The organism is Lentzea sp. NPDC004789 (assembly GCF_053601075.1).
Map to the genome: position 1 here is coordinate 201,574 of NZ_JBSGBE010000015.1, position 16,243 is coordinate 217,816.

Annotated in this window: 11 protein-coding genes; 5 read left to right on the forward strand and 6 right to left on the reverse strand. The window is 71.5% G+C overall.

Annotated features, from left to right (window positions below; translation table 11 throughout):
* Positions 1-47: 47 nt before the first annotated feature.
* On the reverse strand, positions 48-956 hold the full coding sequence (locus tag ACWEIJ_RS30790; RefSeq protein ID WP_449840739.1) for a hypothetical protein: 909 nt from the start codon (positions 954-956) through the stop codon (positions 48-50).
* Positions 953-3,043, reverse strand: a complete 2,091-nt coding sequence (locus ACWEIJ_RS30795; RefSeq protein WP_449840740.1) for a hypothetical protein — start codon at positions 3,041-3,043, stop codon at positions 953-955. The genes ACWEIJ_RS30790 and ACWEIJ_RS30795 overlap by 4 nt, the downstream gene beginning before the upstream one ends.
* A gap of 272 nt (positions 3,044-3,315) precedes the next feature.
* Here ACWEIJ_RS30795 and ACWEIJ_RS30800 point away from each other — a divergent pair, with 272 nt between their 5' ends.
* The 3 genes from ACWEIJ_RS30800 to ACWEIJ_RS30810 are packed head-to-tail and all read left to right on the forward strand — an operon-like array spanning position 3,316 to position 5,484.
* Entirely contained in the window at positions 3,316-3,807 is a 492-nt protein-coding gene (locus tag ACWEIJ_RS30800; protein WP_449840741.1) for a helix-turn-helix domain-containing protein, read from the forward strand.
* Complete coding sequence (locus ACWEIJ_RS30805) at positions 3,743-4,303, forward strand: hypothetical protein (protein ID WP_449840742.1); 561 nt, start codon at positions 3,743-3,745, stop codon at positions 4,301-4,303. Before ACWEIJ_RS30800 ends, ACWEIJ_RS30805 begins: the two co-directional genes overlap by 65 nt.
* Entirely contained in the window at positions 4,303-5,484 is a 1,182-nt protein-coding gene (locus tag ACWEIJ_RS30810; RefSeq protein WP_449840743.1) for an MAB_1171c family putative transporter, read from the forward strand. Before ACWEIJ_RS30805 ends, ACWEIJ_RS30810 begins: the two co-directional genes overlap by 1 nt.
* On the opposite strand, the gene ACWEIJ_RS30815 is transcribed toward ACWEIJ_RS30810, so the two are convergent.
* From ACWEIJ_RS30815 to ACWEIJ_RS30825, 3 genes are read right to left on the reverse strand one after another with little or no spacing between them, the layout of a single operon-like run.
* The gene (locus ACWEIJ_RS30815; RefSeq protein WP_449840744.1) at positions 5,472-5,957 is read right to left on the reverse strand and encodes a flavin reductase family protein; all 486 of its coding nucleotides are present in this window, start codon (positions 5,955-5,957) and stop codon (positions 5,472-5,474) included. The genes ACWEIJ_RS30810 and ACWEIJ_RS30815 overlap by 13 nt on opposite strands.
* Positions 5,954-7,999 (reverse strand): tetratricopeptide repeat protein, encoded by a 2,046-nt coding sequence (locus ACWEIJ_RS30820; RefSeq protein WP_449840745.1) that lies wholly within the window; start codon positions 7,997-7,999, stop codon positions 5,954-5,956. Before ACWEIJ_RS30820 ends, ACWEIJ_RS30815 begins: the two co-directional genes overlap by 4 nt.
* Positions 7,996-9,159 carry a DUF3267 domain-containing protein gene (locus ACWEIJ_RS30825; protein WP_449840746.1) on the reverse strand — a complete coding sequence of 388 codons (1,164 nt, stop codon included), beginning with the start codon at positions 9,157-9,159 and terminating at the stop codon, positions 7,996-7,998. Before ACWEIJ_RS30825 ends, ACWEIJ_RS30820 begins: the two co-directional genes overlap by 4 nt.
* A gap of 322 nt (positions 9,160-9,481) precedes the next feature.
* Here ACWEIJ_RS30825 and ACWEIJ_RS30830 point away from each other — a divergent pair, with 322 nt between their 5' ends.
* Positions 9,482-10,078 (forward strand): flavoprotein, encoded by a 597-nt coding sequence (locus tag ACWEIJ_RS30830; protein WP_449840747.1) that lies wholly within the window; start codon positions 9,482-9,484, stop codon positions 10,076-10,078.
* A gap of 4 nt (positions 10,079-10,082) precedes the next feature.
* Here ACWEIJ_RS30830 and ACWEIJ_RS30835 read toward each other — a convergent pair whose 3' ends face one another.
* Positions 10,083-12,911: an ATP-binding protein gene (locus tag ACWEIJ_RS30835; RefSeq protein WP_449840748.1), complete on the reverse strand. Its 2,829-nt coding sequence runs from the start codon at positions 12,909-12,911 to the stop codon at positions 10,083-10,085.
* Positions 12,912-13,119: 208 nt separating this feature from the next.
* Between ACWEIJ_RS30835 and ACWEIJ_RS30840 the strand changes: the two genes are divergently transcribed.
* The gene (locus ACWEIJ_RS30840; protein WP_449840749.1) at positions 13,120-16,233 is read left to right on the forward strand and encodes an AfsR/SARP family transcriptional regulator; all 3,114 of its coding nucleotides are present in this window, start codon (positions 13,120-13,122) and stop codon (positions 16,231-16,233) included.
* The last annotated feature ends 10 nt before the right edge of the window (positions 16,234-16,243 follow it).

Below are 16,243 nucleotides of genomic sequence, written 5' to 3' on the forward strand. Positions count from 1 at the left end.
AGTTGCCTTCCGGCGTGGAAACGCCGGAAAGCTCCCGATATGCACCTTCAGGTGGTTCGCGTCAGCGCGGTCGGTTCGTCGATCTCGACGACCTCGTGGTCGCGCAGGTGGACGTCCAGATCACCGACGTACCAGCGGTCGTCGCCGTGATGCTCGGCGACGCGGAGGCCGCCCGGTTCCTCGCGCGCCCGCACGAGCAGTTCCGCGTGTGGCGCTCGGCAGGTGAAGTACCGCGTGCGTGCGGGGCGGGGAGCCCAGGCCCGCAGCAGGCGGGTGGCGGTCTCCGGGCCGATCTCGGTCAGCGTGCCGCAGGCGAACCCGTGGCGGATGCTGTAGATCGCGCTCGACCCGACCCAGCCACCGTCGTAGTGCTCGTCGTACTCGGCTTTCTCGCCGATGCGCGTGCGCGCGATGAGCGCGGGGTTCTCGACGTCCGGCGCAAGCGGGTTCGTGATCGCGTAGTAGCGGTAGGTCGTGTCGCCGCACACGCGCAGAGCCTGGGTCTTTTCGAACGCGTCGGCGTCCTCCCTGGTGATCCGGATCCGCCTGCCCTCGACCGCGCCGTCCTCCCAGACGAGGTCGGTCGTGTAGCACTGCTCCCGCCCGGTGAGCCAGAACCGCCGCAGCACGGTCAACGGGTCGTCGAACGGGTGCTCGGCGGTCTCGATCGCGTAGTGGTGGACGTCCGGGTAGTAGCCCTCGTGGGCGTACCCCCGCAGTCCGCTGCGCTCCGGATCCCTGTCCTCCAGCGGTCCCGTCGGTTCGAGCATCGGCAGCAGGGCGAACGCCTGCTCCTCGGTGATCGGCACGTTCGTGAACCAGCTGCGGCACAACGGGTCGCAGTGCTGCCACCCGTGGCCCGGCACGTACATCTCCTCCCAGCCGTCGTCGACCCGCACGACCATCAACGGGTTCTCGATCGGACGGTCGTCGTCGAGCAAGGCGAGGTACCTCATGCGGCGCCTCCGGCGATGCGCTGCTCGACCCGATGGCGATTCGACTCCGTGAGCCTGACCGCGTGGCCCGCCGGCCGGTCCCTGCGCTGCACCCACGCGCCGTAACCGGTGGCGCGGGTGTACTCCTCCAGCATTTCCAGGCCCTTGTTCGACCAGGTGCGGATGAGTGCCAACGGGTTGCGCAACGGATGCTCGGCGTCGGTGATCGCGTAGTAGACGTGCGACGCCACGACGGCCCGTGCCTCGACGGCTCGTTCGACGAGCATTTCCTTGACGTGCAAGGCTTCTACCTGCGAGATGCCGATGATCTCGTAGTCCTTGTCGCCGCGGCTCACGTCCTCCCGCACCCAGCTGATCGACCAGTCGTCGCGGTGCGCGCTGAACTGCTCCTCGCGCTCGCGCTTCCCCTCCTGCGAGATGCGGAGGAGGCCTGCCGCGGGGCGAGGCCTCTGGCCGCTCTCCTCGATCAGCGCGCAGTAGGTGTACTCGGGCTCCGGTGGCGGTGGCGGCGTGGGATTGCCGTGCGCCACGAAGCTCCGCACCGCCGCGATGTCGAACGGCTGCTCGAAGTGGGCGGCCTTGTCGCTGCTGGAGCGAACGTGGGCGCTCGTCCCGGTCCAGTGCCACGCGCCGTCCCGGAAGTGTTCCTGGCGGATGGCGCCCAGGTCGTTGCGGAAGCGCACCAGGGTGTCGAGGAGGCCGGGAGCGCCGACCGTGCCGCGGTAGCACCAGAGCGGCGTGTCCGGACCGGAGCCGCAGAGTTCCCTCAGCCGCGCCGCCTTTTCCGGTGGCACGGGGACGAGCTCGCGTTCGTCGAACGGCGGGACGTAGATCCACTGGTCGCCGTGGACCTCGGTGATCCACACGTTCCGGTCGTCGACGACCTTGCGGACGACCGCGGCCGGGTCCTCGGGGTCGGGGTGGAAGGCGTTCACGACCGCGTAGTACCGGAACGTGGCCTCACCGAACACCCGGCGGAACTGCGTCTCCTCGAACCGGAGCGCGTCGGCCGCGGTGATCGGGACGCGTTCCCCGCCCGTCTCGGCCCGTTCCCACTGCAGCGCCTCGGTGTAGACCTCCTCGATGTCACCGCGGACGCGCACGACCGTCGGCGGATCGTCGACGGCGTAGTAGCGGAAGAGCGGGCGCCACACCGGTTCCTGTTCGAGACCTGGCTCGGGCGTCCAGGTCTCGCGCAGCGCGTCGGCGGCCGCCGCGGTGATCGGCACCACCCTGCCGGGCCGCTCGCCCGCCCTGATCGCGATCGCGGCGTTCGTCCGCACCCACTGGCCGTTCGCGCGGTACACCTCGTCGTACGGCAGGCAGCACGGGGAGATGTGGTGGCGCACCAGGGCGGCCGGAGCGGTGACGTCCGGGTGGTCCTCGGTGACGACCGCGTAGTAGCGGTGCGGGCTGGTCTTCCGCAACCGCTTCGCCATCGTGGTCTCGAAGGCCAGCACGGTCATGAAGCCGATCGGCACGCGCCGGCCCTCGGCGTCGCCCGGTTCCCACTTCAGGTTCTCCGTGTACCGCTCGAACTCGCCCGTCGCGGGCCGTTCGCGCACGACGGTCCGCGGGTTCTCGACGGTGTGCTCGTCGTCCACGATCGCGACGTAGTGGTAGAACTCGTGGCCGGTCTCGCGTTCGTGCAGGACGGCGGCGAAGCGGTCGACGGCGGCCGGGTCGATCGGGACCGCCTCGGCGGTGTCGGGCACGGGCGGCGTGCTGGGTGCCCATTCCGTCATGGACACGAGGTGTTCCTCGTGCTCGTCCGCTCCCTCGGCCCACCTCCGCACGACGGCCAGCGGCCGGTCCGCCGGGTGCTCTGCGTCGGTCAGCGCGAAGTAGCGGAACGGCCGGTCCAGCGGCAGGAACCGGTTGAAGGTGTTCCAGTCGATGATGAGCCGGGCTCGCCGTTCGTCGATCTCGTGCTGCAGGAAGCCGCGGCGTTCGGACACGTGACTCGGCCGCCAGCCCTCGAGCGCGACGAAGATCTCCTCGCGATCCCCGTCCTGCCGCAGCACGTCGTAGGCCCGGCCGGTCTGCTTGTAGTCGGCGATCGCGAAATACCGGTACTGGCGCCTCATCATGTCCCCCCAGACACATGACCTGTTGCGTCCAAATGCGACGGTCCGCATGAGTCGGGCACCCACCATCGCATCGGGGTGGGTAGCCCCGCGTGGGAGGCGTTCACCTGGCTTCACCTGTACGAACGCCGACCGCACCGACTGTACTCAACCCCCAGATGAGTACGCTCAGCAATCTAGCCGCCTGTCACGGGTGACTGTCAAGTAAAGTTTAGTGAACACGGAGTGGTCTCGGTCACCAGGTCCGGGGCGTCGCAGTGGGGAGGAAATTCGTGCCACCTGCAGGCGAACAGCGCAGCCTGGCGCGGGCGTTGTCCACGCTGATCGAGAAGAAGGCGCAGCGCGACGGGCCGGACAGCGTCGCGGACCAGGTGATCGGCGAGCACATCGGCAAGTCGCGCACCACGGTGTGGAAGCTGCGCACGGGCCAGGAGACCAACCCGAAGATCGAGACGCTGGAAGCGCTGGCGCGGTTCTTCGGCGTGCGGGTGAGCTACTTCCTCGACGAGGACAGCGCGGCCGCGGCCGACGAACAGCTGGACTCGCTGCAGGCGGCCCGGCGGCTGCAGCAGGTCGCCGAGCAGCACGGGGTGCGGGGCGTCAACGCCCGGCTCGGCAGCCTGTCCCCGAACAGCCTGGCGGCCGTCGCCAGGCTCATCGAGAAACTCGGCGAATCCGAAGAACAGGGACCCGCCACGCATGACCGAACCACGCCGTTCCAGCCGCCGAAGCCTGCACGGCCTCCGCAAGCGGATCGACCGTGAGCTGAACGAGCTCCAGTGGCCGGTGCCGTTCGACATCGGCGTCCTGCTCGACCAGATCGCGGCCCGGCGCGGCAAGCCCATCACGTTGTTCCCCGCGGAACTGCCGGCCGACGGTCCCGGCGGTCTCGTCGTGGAACGGCAGGACGACCTGGTGATCGTGTTCGACGACCGGCTGCCCATGTTGCAGCAGGAGCACATCATCATGCACGAGGTCGCGCACGTCCTCTTCGGACACCGCGGCACGACGCTGGACGACCTCGGCGGCGCGGACGACCTGTCCGAACTGGACCCCGAGGTGGTCGAGTCGGCCCAGCGGTTCGCGCGCAGGCACGGCTACTCGCAGCTGGAGGAGACCGAGGCCGAGATCGCCGCGGCGTTGATGTGGCTGCGGGTCGGCGCGGCGCGCAGCATGATCCGGCCCCGCGTGCGGACACCGGAGATCGCGGAGGCCGACGAGCGCTTCCGCGCCGCGCTCACCCGTGCCAGGAGCCGCTGATGCCGCCGATCATCGTCGCGATCCTGCTCACCACGGTGCTGTGTCTCGGATACATGGTGCGCTCGCTGGTGCTCAACCCCGCGAACCACGCGTTGCGCGCGGCGTGCGCGGCGATGCTCGCGATGTTCGTGGCCATCGCACTGGGTCTGGTCACCTCGGGTGCGCACCTGATCCACCCGATGAGCCCGGTCAAGTGGGCGATCTCCGTGGTGCAGCACGCGTTCACCATGAGCAGCCTCTACCTGATCATGCTGTTCTTCCTGTTCTCGGTGCATCCGCGGCCGATGGCCGCGCGGCTGGCCAAGCGGCACGGAGCGGTGCTGCTGGCCGCGATCGTGGTCATGACGGCGTTCGCGGTGATGGCCGGCCCCGCCGACTACTCCGCCGGGTTCGTCGCCCACTACGCCGAGGCGCCGTTCTCGTCGCTGTACCTCGCGGTCTACGCGGCCTACCTCGGGGTGATGGTCCTGACCGGTGCCCTGTTGTCCGCGCGGTGGGCACGGCTGGCGAGCGACCCGTGGATCCGGCGCGGCATGGCCGTCGGTGCCGTCGGTTGCGCGGCCGGTGCCGTCTACAGCGCCATCAAGGTGACGTACACCCTGTTGCCGCGCTTCGACATCACGCCGGCGGTCGGCGAGATGGTCCTCACCGGACCGGTGATCCTCGTGGCCGTGCCGCTCGGACTCGCCGGCCTGACCGTGCCCGGCTGGGGGCCGAGGCTCACCGCGCTGACGCAGTGGGCGCGGCGGTACCGGGCGCACCACCAGCTGCACTCCCTGTGGGCGGCGCTGACCGGGCGGTTCCCGCACGTGACGATGAACCTCGGCGGCACGAGGCTCGGCCGCCGGTGGGACGACAAGTGGGCGCCGCACCCGCGTGAGATGGACCTCCGCCTGCACCTGCGCGTCGTCCAGATCTGGGACGCCCGCCGCGCGCTGACCGACTACTGCGACCCGGCCGAGTACGACCGGGCCCTGTCCGAGGCCGACCGCGCCGGTCTCACCGGTGACGAACGGGCGGCGTTCGCGGAGGCGGCGATGCTGACCGCCGCGCTCGACCGCACCGAGCGCGTCGAGTCCGCCGCGGCGGTCCACGCGCCACCCGCGGTGGAAGCGGATCTCGCCCGCAACGTGGCCTGGTTGCGGAAGGTCTCGCGGTTCGTCGCGGGTCAGCAGAGCTGACGGTGCGCGCTGTCGAAGAACACCAACGGGTCTTCTTCGTCGCGTTGCGCGCACCAGCACGGGCTGCCGAACACCAGCACGTGATCGGCGACCTCGACGACCTGGCGCACGTCGCACACCGCCGCGGCCGTCGCGGCGTCCAGCACCGGGATGCCGAGGTGCGCGCTCCACGGCACGCCCGCGAACCGGTCGCCGCCCGTCGCGAACCGGGCGGCGAGACGGCGGTGCGCGAAGCCGAGCACGTTGACACCGAACGACTCCCGCCGCCTGATCGCCGCGAGCGTGCCGCTCCGGTGCGCCAGTGAGATCATCAGCAGCGGCGGGCGCAGGGAGATCGAGGTGAACGCGTTGACCGTGCAGCCGACCGGGTCCCCGCCCGCCGTGCTGGTCACCACCGCGATGCCGGTGGGCCAGGTCCGCATGAACGCCCGGAAGTCCGCGCCGGTGAGCGCGGGCTCAGCACGGGCGGTCATCGGTGGTCCACCAGCTCGGCCTCGCACATCTTCCGCCGGTGCAGCAGTTCCGGCTCGTCGGCGCCGGGAAGCACCAGTGCGCGGGAGTAGTCGTCGATGGCCTCGCGGAACCGGCCGGCCGCCTGGTGCACGAAACCCCTGTTGTACAACAGGTCGGGGTTGGCGGTGTCGAGCTCGATGGCGACGGTGAGGTCCTCGACGGCGGCGTCCTGGTCGCCGAGGACGTGCGCGAGAGCGGCGCGGCTGGCCCGTGCGGCCACGAGGTGGGCGTCGACGCGAAGTGCATGATCGAACTCCTGGGCCGCGAGGTCGAGATCGTCCGTCTCCATGGCGAGCAGGCCGCTCGCGTGCAACAGCCGTGCGTCCTCCGGGTGCACCCGCAGGCCTTCGTCGACGTGGGCGCGGGCGGTGTCGAACGCGCCGGTGTCGATCAGGAGGCTGATCAGGTTGATCCGCGCGTCCAGCTGGTCCGGTTCCAGTTCGACCACATAGGACAGATCGGTGATCGCGCCCTCCAGATCACCGAGCTCGGCCAGCAGGTCGGCGCGGTTGTAGTGCAGTTCGAGGAACGGCGCGGTCAGCGTCGTGGCCTTCGCGTAGTCCTCCAGCGCCCGCTCGGGTTCGCCCAGCTTGCGCCATGCGTCGGCGCGGTCGAAGTAGTAGTCGGGGTAGTTGGGGTCGACCTCGATCACCGCGTGGAGGTCGGCCAGCGCCTCCTCGACGCGGCCCAGTGCCATCAGCACCTTGGCCCTGTTGTTCAGCAGCACCGAGCGGTGCAGCTGGTGCTTGGCGGGGTCCAGTTCCGCGTCGAGCCGCCGCACGCCCTCGTTGACCAGGTCGAGCGACCCCGGGAGGTTGCCGAGGTGCATCTCCACCAGGGCCTTGCCGTTGTTCTGGAAGACCGTCTGGAACGTCCGCTCCTCGATGTCCGGCAGCAGCGACGCGATGGCGACGGCGTTGTTGAGCAACACCTTGGCCTGGTGGTGGTCCTTGTGCTCCGGCGGGTGGTGGCGCGTGTAGAGCATCGCCATCGCGTAGGAGCTGAACAGGTGCACCATCGGGATCGTGTAGCGCTCACGCAGTTCGTCGTAGTACGGCAGGCTTTCCAGACTGCGGTCGAGCGAGGCGAGCGCGGTCGTCATCTTCGTGGTGAGCAGCCAGTGGCGTTCCTGGTCCGCGAACGGGTCCGTGATGGCCCTGCCGCGCGGCACGATGTCCAGCAGCATGTGGTAGAAGCCCATGTCGAAGCAGTGGTTCGCGGCGTCGAGCATCGCGATGCTGCCCGCCTGGGCCGGGTCGCTGCCGTGTTCGAGGTGGTACAGCAACGCACCCAGCCCGAGGCTGCTGTCCCCGCCGGTGAGCTCGGCGGCGCGTTCGTCGTGCAGCCGCGCGACGACGGCGGGGTCGGCGGTGGCGTACGCGGCGAGCTGCCGAGGGTCGTCGGAGACGCAGTCGGAGTCGATGAACGCCTGAAGGGCTTCCTCGTCGGTGCCGGTGAACTCGGGACGCCGCGGCGCGCTGATCTGCCGCGCGTACCGGCGCAGCGAGGACTTCAGCTCATCGGTGACGTCCTCGGTGCGGGTGGTGATCACGAACCGGAGCGGGCCGGAACCCGCGCGCCGCAACGCGATAGCGGCGAACTCCTGGTCGGTGTGGTCGGCCAGGTCGAGGTTCGTGAACGCCAGTGTCAACGGGTCGTGGCCGGCCAGATCGGCGTACGAGCGCAGGAACTCGAAGATGCCGTGGGCGAGGCGGCGCGTGCGGTTCGCCGGGTAGATCCTCGTGCGCTCACTGGGAATCGCGAGCGAGGTGAGGGTCTGCGGCCCGGCGCCGATCAGGCCGGACAGCTCGGGCGCGGCGGACAGGATCTCCAGCGCGTGCCGGCCGACGAGGTCGGGCCACCTGGTGTGCGCGTCCGGCACCAGCGCGCGCATTAGCGTGCCCACGCCGGTGTACGGCCCGCGCAGTCTGGAATGGCAGTCGACCTCCGCGTCACCGAAGGCCTCGGCCCGCGGCCCGATCCGCCACAGGTGCTCGCTCATGCTGCTTCCTTCCCCGATGTGCGGTCGCGGCGCGAGACCACGACCAGCAGGACGACCTGGATCACGATCAACAGCACGGACACGGCGGAGTCCCAGAAACCCGCACCGCCCGAGGTGCCCCGCACCAGCGCGGTCCACGTCCGCACCACGAACCCCACGACCACCGGCACGATCGCGACGACGAACGTCACCAGCAGGAAACCCGCGCCGGCGACGGTGATCAGCGCGAACCACGGCGCCACCCGCCGATCGCGCGGAGACCAGTCCTGATCGTCCGATGTGGACTTGCGAACGCCGGGCAGCCAGGCGAACTTCCCGCGCAGGTAGGCGGTGGTGGCCTCGTGCAGGTTCGTGCAGCCCAGCATCGTGGTGAAGACGAAGTAGAGATCGGTGCGCAGGAACACGTAGAACTGCCAGGCGAGCCGCAACACGGTCATGTACGCGAGAGCGAGACCCAGGCGCCCCACCAGGTTCGGCCCGGTCAGTGCGGCGACGACCGTCAGCAGGCTGAACAGCAGCACGTCGGCCAGCATGCCCGCGAGGAACGGCAGGTACCGCTTGCGGCGCGGCACGCTGAGCAGACCGTCGAGCTCGGTCTGCACGACCAGGAAGTACAGCCGCCTGCCGACGCTCAGCCTGGACGGCAGGCCGAGCCTGCGCCCGGCGAGCACGTGGAAGCTCTCGTGCAGCAGCACCGCGGGAAACTGGGACAACGTCAGCACCACCTGCACCGCGACGAGCGAGGAGGTGAAGAAGACCTGCTCCGCGTGCGGGCGCAGCGCGGGCAGGAAGGCCAGCACGGCCAGCGCGGCCGCGACCAGCGCGGCGTAGGCGGCCCAGGCGGCCGGTGCGAACGCCGCACGACCGAGCCGTTGGAAGCGGACTTCCCGCCGCACCACCGGACTTTCGCCGTCCTCGCGGATGAACCGGAGCTCGTGCAACGCCGCGACGAAGTCCTCCATGTCGATGGCCTCGCCGAACTCGGTCCGGTACCAGTCGGCGGCTTCGGGCACCGGCATGCCCTCGGACAACCGGCGCAGCAGCTCCGCCCCGTCCTCCGGGAGCGTGGCGTAGGAGTCGGCGTCGAGCCGGCCGACGGTGATCCCGTCGTGCTCCTCGACGAAGGTCAGCGGGTGGAACTCAAGGCGGTGCACGGACATCGACGACTCCGGGAGGTAGGTGGTGGATGGCCGCTCACGAGCGACGTGGCACGGGAGCGGCCATCCGCCCGGTTCATCAGCAACAAGGAATGCAGTAGCCGGGCGCGGAAGTCGTGAGCTTGATGGAGCCGTTCTTCCGGATCGACATCTTCTTCATTCGAATCACCTCCGTCCCGCCGAGGCGTCGGCGGAACTCACCGTGTCAGCGGCGGGGGCCGCCCGGCAGTGGGGATCCGGCCCCGGAATCCGGACGGGCCGCCGGACCTGGAACGGGGGCATGCCCCCATGGCCGCCGCCGGGCCGGGCGTTGCACGGTGTGGGCATGCGAGACGACGCGCTTTCGATCATCGTGACCGGATCCAGCGCCGCGCTGGGGATGCCGGGGTATCTGACGTGGTTGCGGCAGGAGGTCGACCTGAGCCTGCGGGTCCTGCTGACGCACAACGCCGAGCGGTTCCTGCGGCGCGAGGTCGCCGGCTGGTACGCGGACGAGGTGTGCGTCAGCGACGACCCGGACCTCAACCCCGTCGAGTTCGCCCGGCGGTCGCTGGGGATCGTCGTGCTGCCCGCCACCGCGAACACGCTGGCGGCGTGTGCTCTCGGCCTCGGCTCGTCACCGGCGCAGACCGCGCTGCTGGCCGCGACCCGGCCCGCGTTGTTCTTCCCCGCCATGAACGAGGTCATGTGGGACAAACCGGTGATGCGCCGGCACGTCGAGACGCTCCGCGCGGACGGGCACACCGTGGTCGAACCGCAGCGGCGCCCCGTCTTCGAGCTGTGGCAGAAGGAGAACGTGCTGGGCATCGGCATGCCGGAGCCGGAGGAGGCGATCGAGCTGATCGTCGCCTGGCTGGAGGTCCTCCTCGACAGCGTCGTCGAGGAGGACACCGGGACGGACGCCGTGCCGCTCACCGGGTGACCGGTCAGCCGGCGAGATCGCTCACGTGGTCGATGGCGAACCTGTGCAGCGACCTGCGGTCGTGCTCACCGGTCTTGGCGAGCAGGCTCGCGACGTGCTTCTCGGCCGTGCGCGGCGAGATGTAGAGCCGTCTGGCGATCTCGGTGTTGCCGAGCCGTTCGGCCAGCAGCCGCAGCACCTCGTTCTCCCGCGCGGTGATGCCGAGCACCCGCAGCCGGGCGGGCACTTCGTCGGTGCCGTGACGGCGTTGCGACGCGGTCCACCCGGCGCGCCGCAGCAACGCACGGCAGGCGTTCGCGACCGCGCTCATCTGGCCGACGTGGAAGTACTCCTCGGCCTCGCGCAGCCAGGTCGCCGGGTCACCCCACCCGTCGGTCAGCGCGGCGTCCGCCACCAGCCGCAGCCCGAGCCGGCGGGCCAGGGCGAACGGTTCGGAGACCCTGCCGTGCTCCGCCATCACCTCGGCCGCCTCCGCCGGGCGCCCGTTCCGTCCCGCGATCACCGCCTTGGCCAGCAGCAGGAACTGGCGGTGCCACGCCCATCCGGCGGCGGCCGCCTCGGGGTGGTGCGATCGGTCCGTCACACCGTCGAGCACCCCCAGCAGGACTCTCAGCCCGTGCGGCCAGGTCGCGAGGTGCTGCGCCGGATTGCCGATGCCGGCCCGCGCGGCGAGATCGAGCGCCTCCACCGCCCGTTGCCGGTCCTCCTCCGCCAGCGCGCAGAACGTCTCGCAGACCGCCTGCACGAGAGGGGACGCGCTGCCGTCCAGCGACCGCACCGCGCGTTCCATCGCCGGCCGTTGCCCGCGGTGCGCGAACATCACCGCCTTGGCGATGATCACCTCGTTGGCCACGTCCCGCAGACCCAGCCTGGTCATCACGGGAAGGCAGCGGTCGGCGAGCTCGGTAGCGAGCACGAACTCGCCGCGCAGCACCGTCGTCAGGACCAGATCCGCCTGCAGCAGGTGTCCCTCCAGCACCGCGCCCGCCTCGAACGCCCGTCCGCACGCCTGGCGCAGCCGGGTGTCGTCACCGGATCGCAGGACGTCGTTGAACCCGGACCTGGCGCGCGACCGCAGGCGCATCGCCGGCAGCCGGTGCTGGTGCGCCAGCTCGGCCATCCGCCGGAAGTGCGCGTCCGACTCGGCCAGGTCCCGTTGCCGCGCAAGGGTTCCCAGCAGCTCCAACGCCTCGCAGGCGACCACCGGCAACGTCGACCGCGCGGCCTCGGCGAGCGCGCGCAGCGCCGGTTCTCCCGCGCCCGTCAGGTTCGCGGTGATCAGGTCGATCCGCGCGGTGAGCTCCGGCGCGGCATCCGGACGTAGCAGCGCGCGTGCGGTCTCCACCTCGTCGTTGCCCCGGGACCACAGCCGCGCCCGCACCGCCACCAGCGCCAGCGTCGTGTGCAGCACGGCCCGTCCCGAGTCGTCGAGGCCGAGGTCGTCGATGCCCGCGGCCAGGGCGAGAGCCCGCTCGACCTCGCCCGCCTCGGCGAGCGCGGTGAGCAGCGGTGCCAGCACGGCGATCGGCTCGCAGCAGTCCGTCGCCAGCTCCTGCGCCCGGCGCAGCAGCGTCACGGCCGTGGCCGCGTCGCCGTCGACGAGCGCACGCCGTCCCGCGTCGACGAACAACCGCCGGGCGGCCTCGGTCTCACCGGCCGCGAGCCACAGGTCCGCCGCCACCGCGCACCACTCGCCGGGCAGCTCCGGCCAGCAGCTCTCCAGCGCCTCGGCGGCGCGCCGGGCGAGCTCCGCCCGTTCACCGGCACCGGCCAGCTGCAGCAACGCGTGCGGGGTCAGCGCCTGCCGGAACGAGTACCGGTCGGCCGCGAGGTCGTCCGGCGTGACGAGCTGGTTCGCCACGGCCGGCCGCAGCCGTCGCACCAGGTCCTGCCGGCTCAGGCCGCACGCGATCCGCAGCACCGGCAGCGGAAACCGGCGCCCGAACACGGCCGCGACGGTGAGCAGCTCGGCGAGCTCGCAGCCGAGCCGGCGCACCCGTTCCGCGACGCTGTGCACGACCGCCTCCGGGACCGCGGTGCCCGGTTCCCACCCGGATCGGGTCGGCACGTGGTCGCTGATCAGGCGGCCGGGCGGGACCGCGGTGCCCGGGTCCCGCCCGAGGCCACCACCACTGATCAGGCCGCCGAGCAGTTCCTCCGCGATGAACGGCACCCCCTCGCTGTCCCGGAACACCAGGTCCACGGCCGCACTCGGCGCCTCCCCGACACAGCAGGCGACCAGGTCCCGCACCTGGGACCGGTCCAGCCGGGCCGGTTCGACGACGGTGACGCCGCCGCGCCTGCCGCCCCGCACCAGCTCCAGCACCGGGCTCTGCTCGCACCTGGCGGTCGCGAGCACGGCCACCCGCCCGGCCAGGTTGTCGGCGAGGTAGTCGAGGATCGCCACGGTGTCCGCGTCGGCGTCGTGCAGGTCTTCCAGGACCAGCACGCATCCGGTGTCGCGGCCGACCGCGCCCAGCAGCCGCAGGAGACCTTCCGCCACAACGGGAAGCGCCTCGCGATCACCGAAAGCCCTGTTGTCGCGCCATTCCGGGGCGAACCGGGCGAGTGCGGGGCGGTAGGGCAGCAGCTCCGGGTCCGGCGGCACGCCGCTGGCCCTGGTGAGCGAGAGCAGTGCTTCCGACACCGACCGCAGTGGCGTGGCCGCGTCGGCCCGGCCGCGCAACACCCGCATCCCAAGTGAGACGGCGTGTTCCGCGGCCGCGGCGGTGAGCCGGGACTTCCCGATGCCCGGCTCGCCGAGCACGAGCGCGGTGCCGCCGTTCTCCACCACGGCCGTGAGCACCCTCAACTCCTCGTCGCGTCCGATCATCCGGGGCGAAGGCACTGTGAAGAATCGCATCGGCCGCCTTTCCGCTTTCGTGGCACGGACATCGGCACGATCGGCTGTTCGCGTACACAACGGCGTATACGGCCTCGTGTACGGGACGGGCGCTTCACTCCGATTGGGTGCGTACGAGTTGCGTTCCCGACCGTAGGCTCGAACCGTCGACAGTCCCCGGCGACGGTGGAGAGTGTGGGTGAGGCTTCGCATTCTCGGACCGGTCGAGATCGCCACCGACCACGGTCCCGCGTTGCCGGCGCGCCGGATGGCCAGGGTGCTGCTCGGCACGCTCGCGTTGCACGCCAACACTTTCGTGCCGGCCGACCGGATCGTCGACGCGCTGTGGGGCGGGTGTCCGCCGCGCTCCGCACGGATCAACCTGCGTTCGTACGTCAGCGATCTGCGCCGGTTGCTGCGGTCCGGTGGCAGGGACAGCACGCGAATCGAGACGGCGAACGGCGGATACCTGCTCGCGGCCGAGCCGGACGACCTGGACGTGCTCGCCTTCACCGCGCTCGCGGAGGCGGGCCGCGACTGTCTCACCCGCGGTGACTACGAACAGGCCGTCGAGCGGCTGACGAGTGCGGGCGAGCTGTGGCGGGGCCCGGTGCTCGACGGCGTGCCGGTGCCGGAGGCGGTGCAGCCCACGGTGCGGATGCTGGAGGACCGCCGGGTCGACGCCATCGAGGACTGCGTGCAGGCACGTCTGGAACTCGGCAGGCACGCCGGGCTCGCGGCCGAGCTGCGCGAGCTCACCGGCCAGTACGAGCTGCGGGAACGGTTGTGGGGCCAGCTGATGCTCGCGTTGTACCGCAGCGGCCGGCCGGGCGAGGCGATGCGCGCGTACGACCGGTTGCGGCGGGTGCTCGACGCGGAGCTGGGTGCCGACCCGAGTCCGGAGATCAAGCAGCTGTACCAACGGATTCTGCGCGACGACCCCCGGTTGGCCGGGCCCGCGCGGGCCGCTGCCGTGCTGCCGCGCGCCACGCCCGTGCCGTGGCAGCTGCCACCGGACGCGGACCCGTTCGTCGGCAGGCACGACGAGCTGCGCCGGCTGGACAACTTCACCGGCGCGGCCGCCGCCGTCGTCGGAACGGCAGGCGTGGGCAAGACCGCGCTGGCGGTGCACTGGGCGCACGGCGCGCGGAGCCGGTTTCCCGACGGCTGCCTGTACGTCGACCTGCGCGGCTACGGCCCGGAACCGCCGGTGCCGCCGGAACAGGTGCTGGCCGGGTTCCTGCGGGTCCTCGGCGAACGCGCCACCGACATCGGCCACGAGACCGCCGAGCTGTCCGGCCGGTACCGGACGTTGCTCGCGGACCGGCGAATGCTGGTGGTGCTGGACAACGCGCGTGCCTCCGACCAGGTGCGGCCGCTGCTGCCGGGCACCGCGGGCTGCCTGGTCGTGGTGACCAGCCGCGACGACCTGGCCGGCCTGGTCGCGCGGGACGGCGCGCACCGCGTGCGGCTGGACCCGATGCCACCGGACCAGGCACGGGCCCTGCTCGGCCGGCTGATCGGCGACCAGCAGGGCGTCGGCGCGATCGTGGAGCGGTGCGCCGGACTGCCGTTGGCGCTGCGCATCGTCGCCGAGCTCGCCGCCCAGTCCGGCACTTCCCTCGCCGAGCTCGCCGACCGGCAGCGCGGCCTGGAGGACCTGGACGCGGGCGGCGATCCGAGCACCGCCGTGGTGGAGGTCTTCGACTGGTCATACCGCGTGCTGCCTCCGCCCGCGGCAACGGCTTTCGGCCTTCTCACCTGGCATCCGGGCGCCGGCTTCGACGAGTACGCGGCCGCCGCCCTGCTGGACACCACCCCCGCCGAGGCGGGCCGGCTGGTCGGCGTGCTCTGCCGCGCCCACCTGGTGCAGCGCGACGGCGCGGGCCGCTACCGCATCCACGACCTGCTCCGCGCCTACGGCCGGCGCCTACCGGCCACCGACGCCGTGCAAGCCGCACTGACCCGGCTCTTCGACTACTACGTGCACGCCGCAACCGTTGCCGAGACAACGCTTCCGTTGGGCCGAGGCCGCCCACCTGACCCGGCCGCGTTCCAGACCCCACCGCTGCACGACCCGGTGCTCGCCGCGCACTGGCTCAACGCAGAACGGGCGAACCTGATCGCCGTCGTCGCGCACTGCGCAACGAACGGCTGGCACGTCCAGGCCTGTGAGCTGTCCCAGGCGCTGCGCCCTTACCTGGAGCAGGGACGCCATCTCGCCGAAGCCCACACCGCCCACCGCCACGCCCTGCACGCGGCCCGCCGCCTCGACGACCCCGGCCGCATCGGCGCCGCGCTCAACAACCTCGGCGGCGTTTACCACCACCTGGGCCGCTACGCCGAGGCCATCGAGCACCTGGAGGCGGCGCTGGCGTTGCGCAGGCAGACCGGCGACCGCACCGGAGAGGCGAGGACCATCAACAACCTGGCCGGCGTGTACGGCAGACTCGGCCGGCACGCCGAGGCGGGCGAGACCTACCAGCTGTCCCTGCACATCGCGCGCGAAACCGGCGACCTGGCGAGCGAGGCCATGGTCCTGGCCAACCTCGCGTTCGTGCACCTGCGACTCGGCCGTTACCGGGAAACGGTCGACTGCCACCGGCGCGCACTGGAACTGGCCGAACTGCTGGGCGACCGGATGATGGAGAGCATCGAGCTCAGCAACCTGGGCCTGGCCTACGCCCTCCTCGGCCGCTACCACGAGTCGGCCCACTCGCTGCGGCACGCCGCCCGCCTGTGCCGCGAACTGGGCGACCACCAGGGCGAGGCCTTCGTCTCGGGAAACCTGACCGTCCTGCACACCCGGCTCGGCAACCACTGGGTCGCCCGCCGCCACGCGGAACGCGCCCTCGCCGTGCACAGCGCGTCCGGCGACCTCGCCAGCGAGGCCGCGGTGCTCGGCTACCAGGGCGACCTGCTGCTGCGCATGGGTCTGCCGGCCCAGGCCCTGCACTCGTTCCGCCAGGCCCTGACCCTCGACCGCCGCCTCGGCGAACGGTTCCAGGAAGCCCAGGCCCTCAACGGCATCGCCGCCGCCGCAACGGCCATGCGCCGCTTCGACCAGGCCGAGGTGCACCACGACGCGGCGCTCGCGCTGGCGACCGCCACCGGTGACCGGTACGAGCGGGCCCGTGCGCTCGACGGTCTCGGGCACCTGCGGTGCGGGGTAGGGGAGGTGGCTGCGGCTGCTGCTCTGTGGGGGGAGGCGGCCGGCATCTACGCTGAGATCGGGGTGCCGGAGGCCGAACAGCTCAAGGCTCGGTTGCAGGCGCTCAGCGTGCCGACCCGCCTTCCGTCCACAGTGGAGTGAAGGCGGGCCG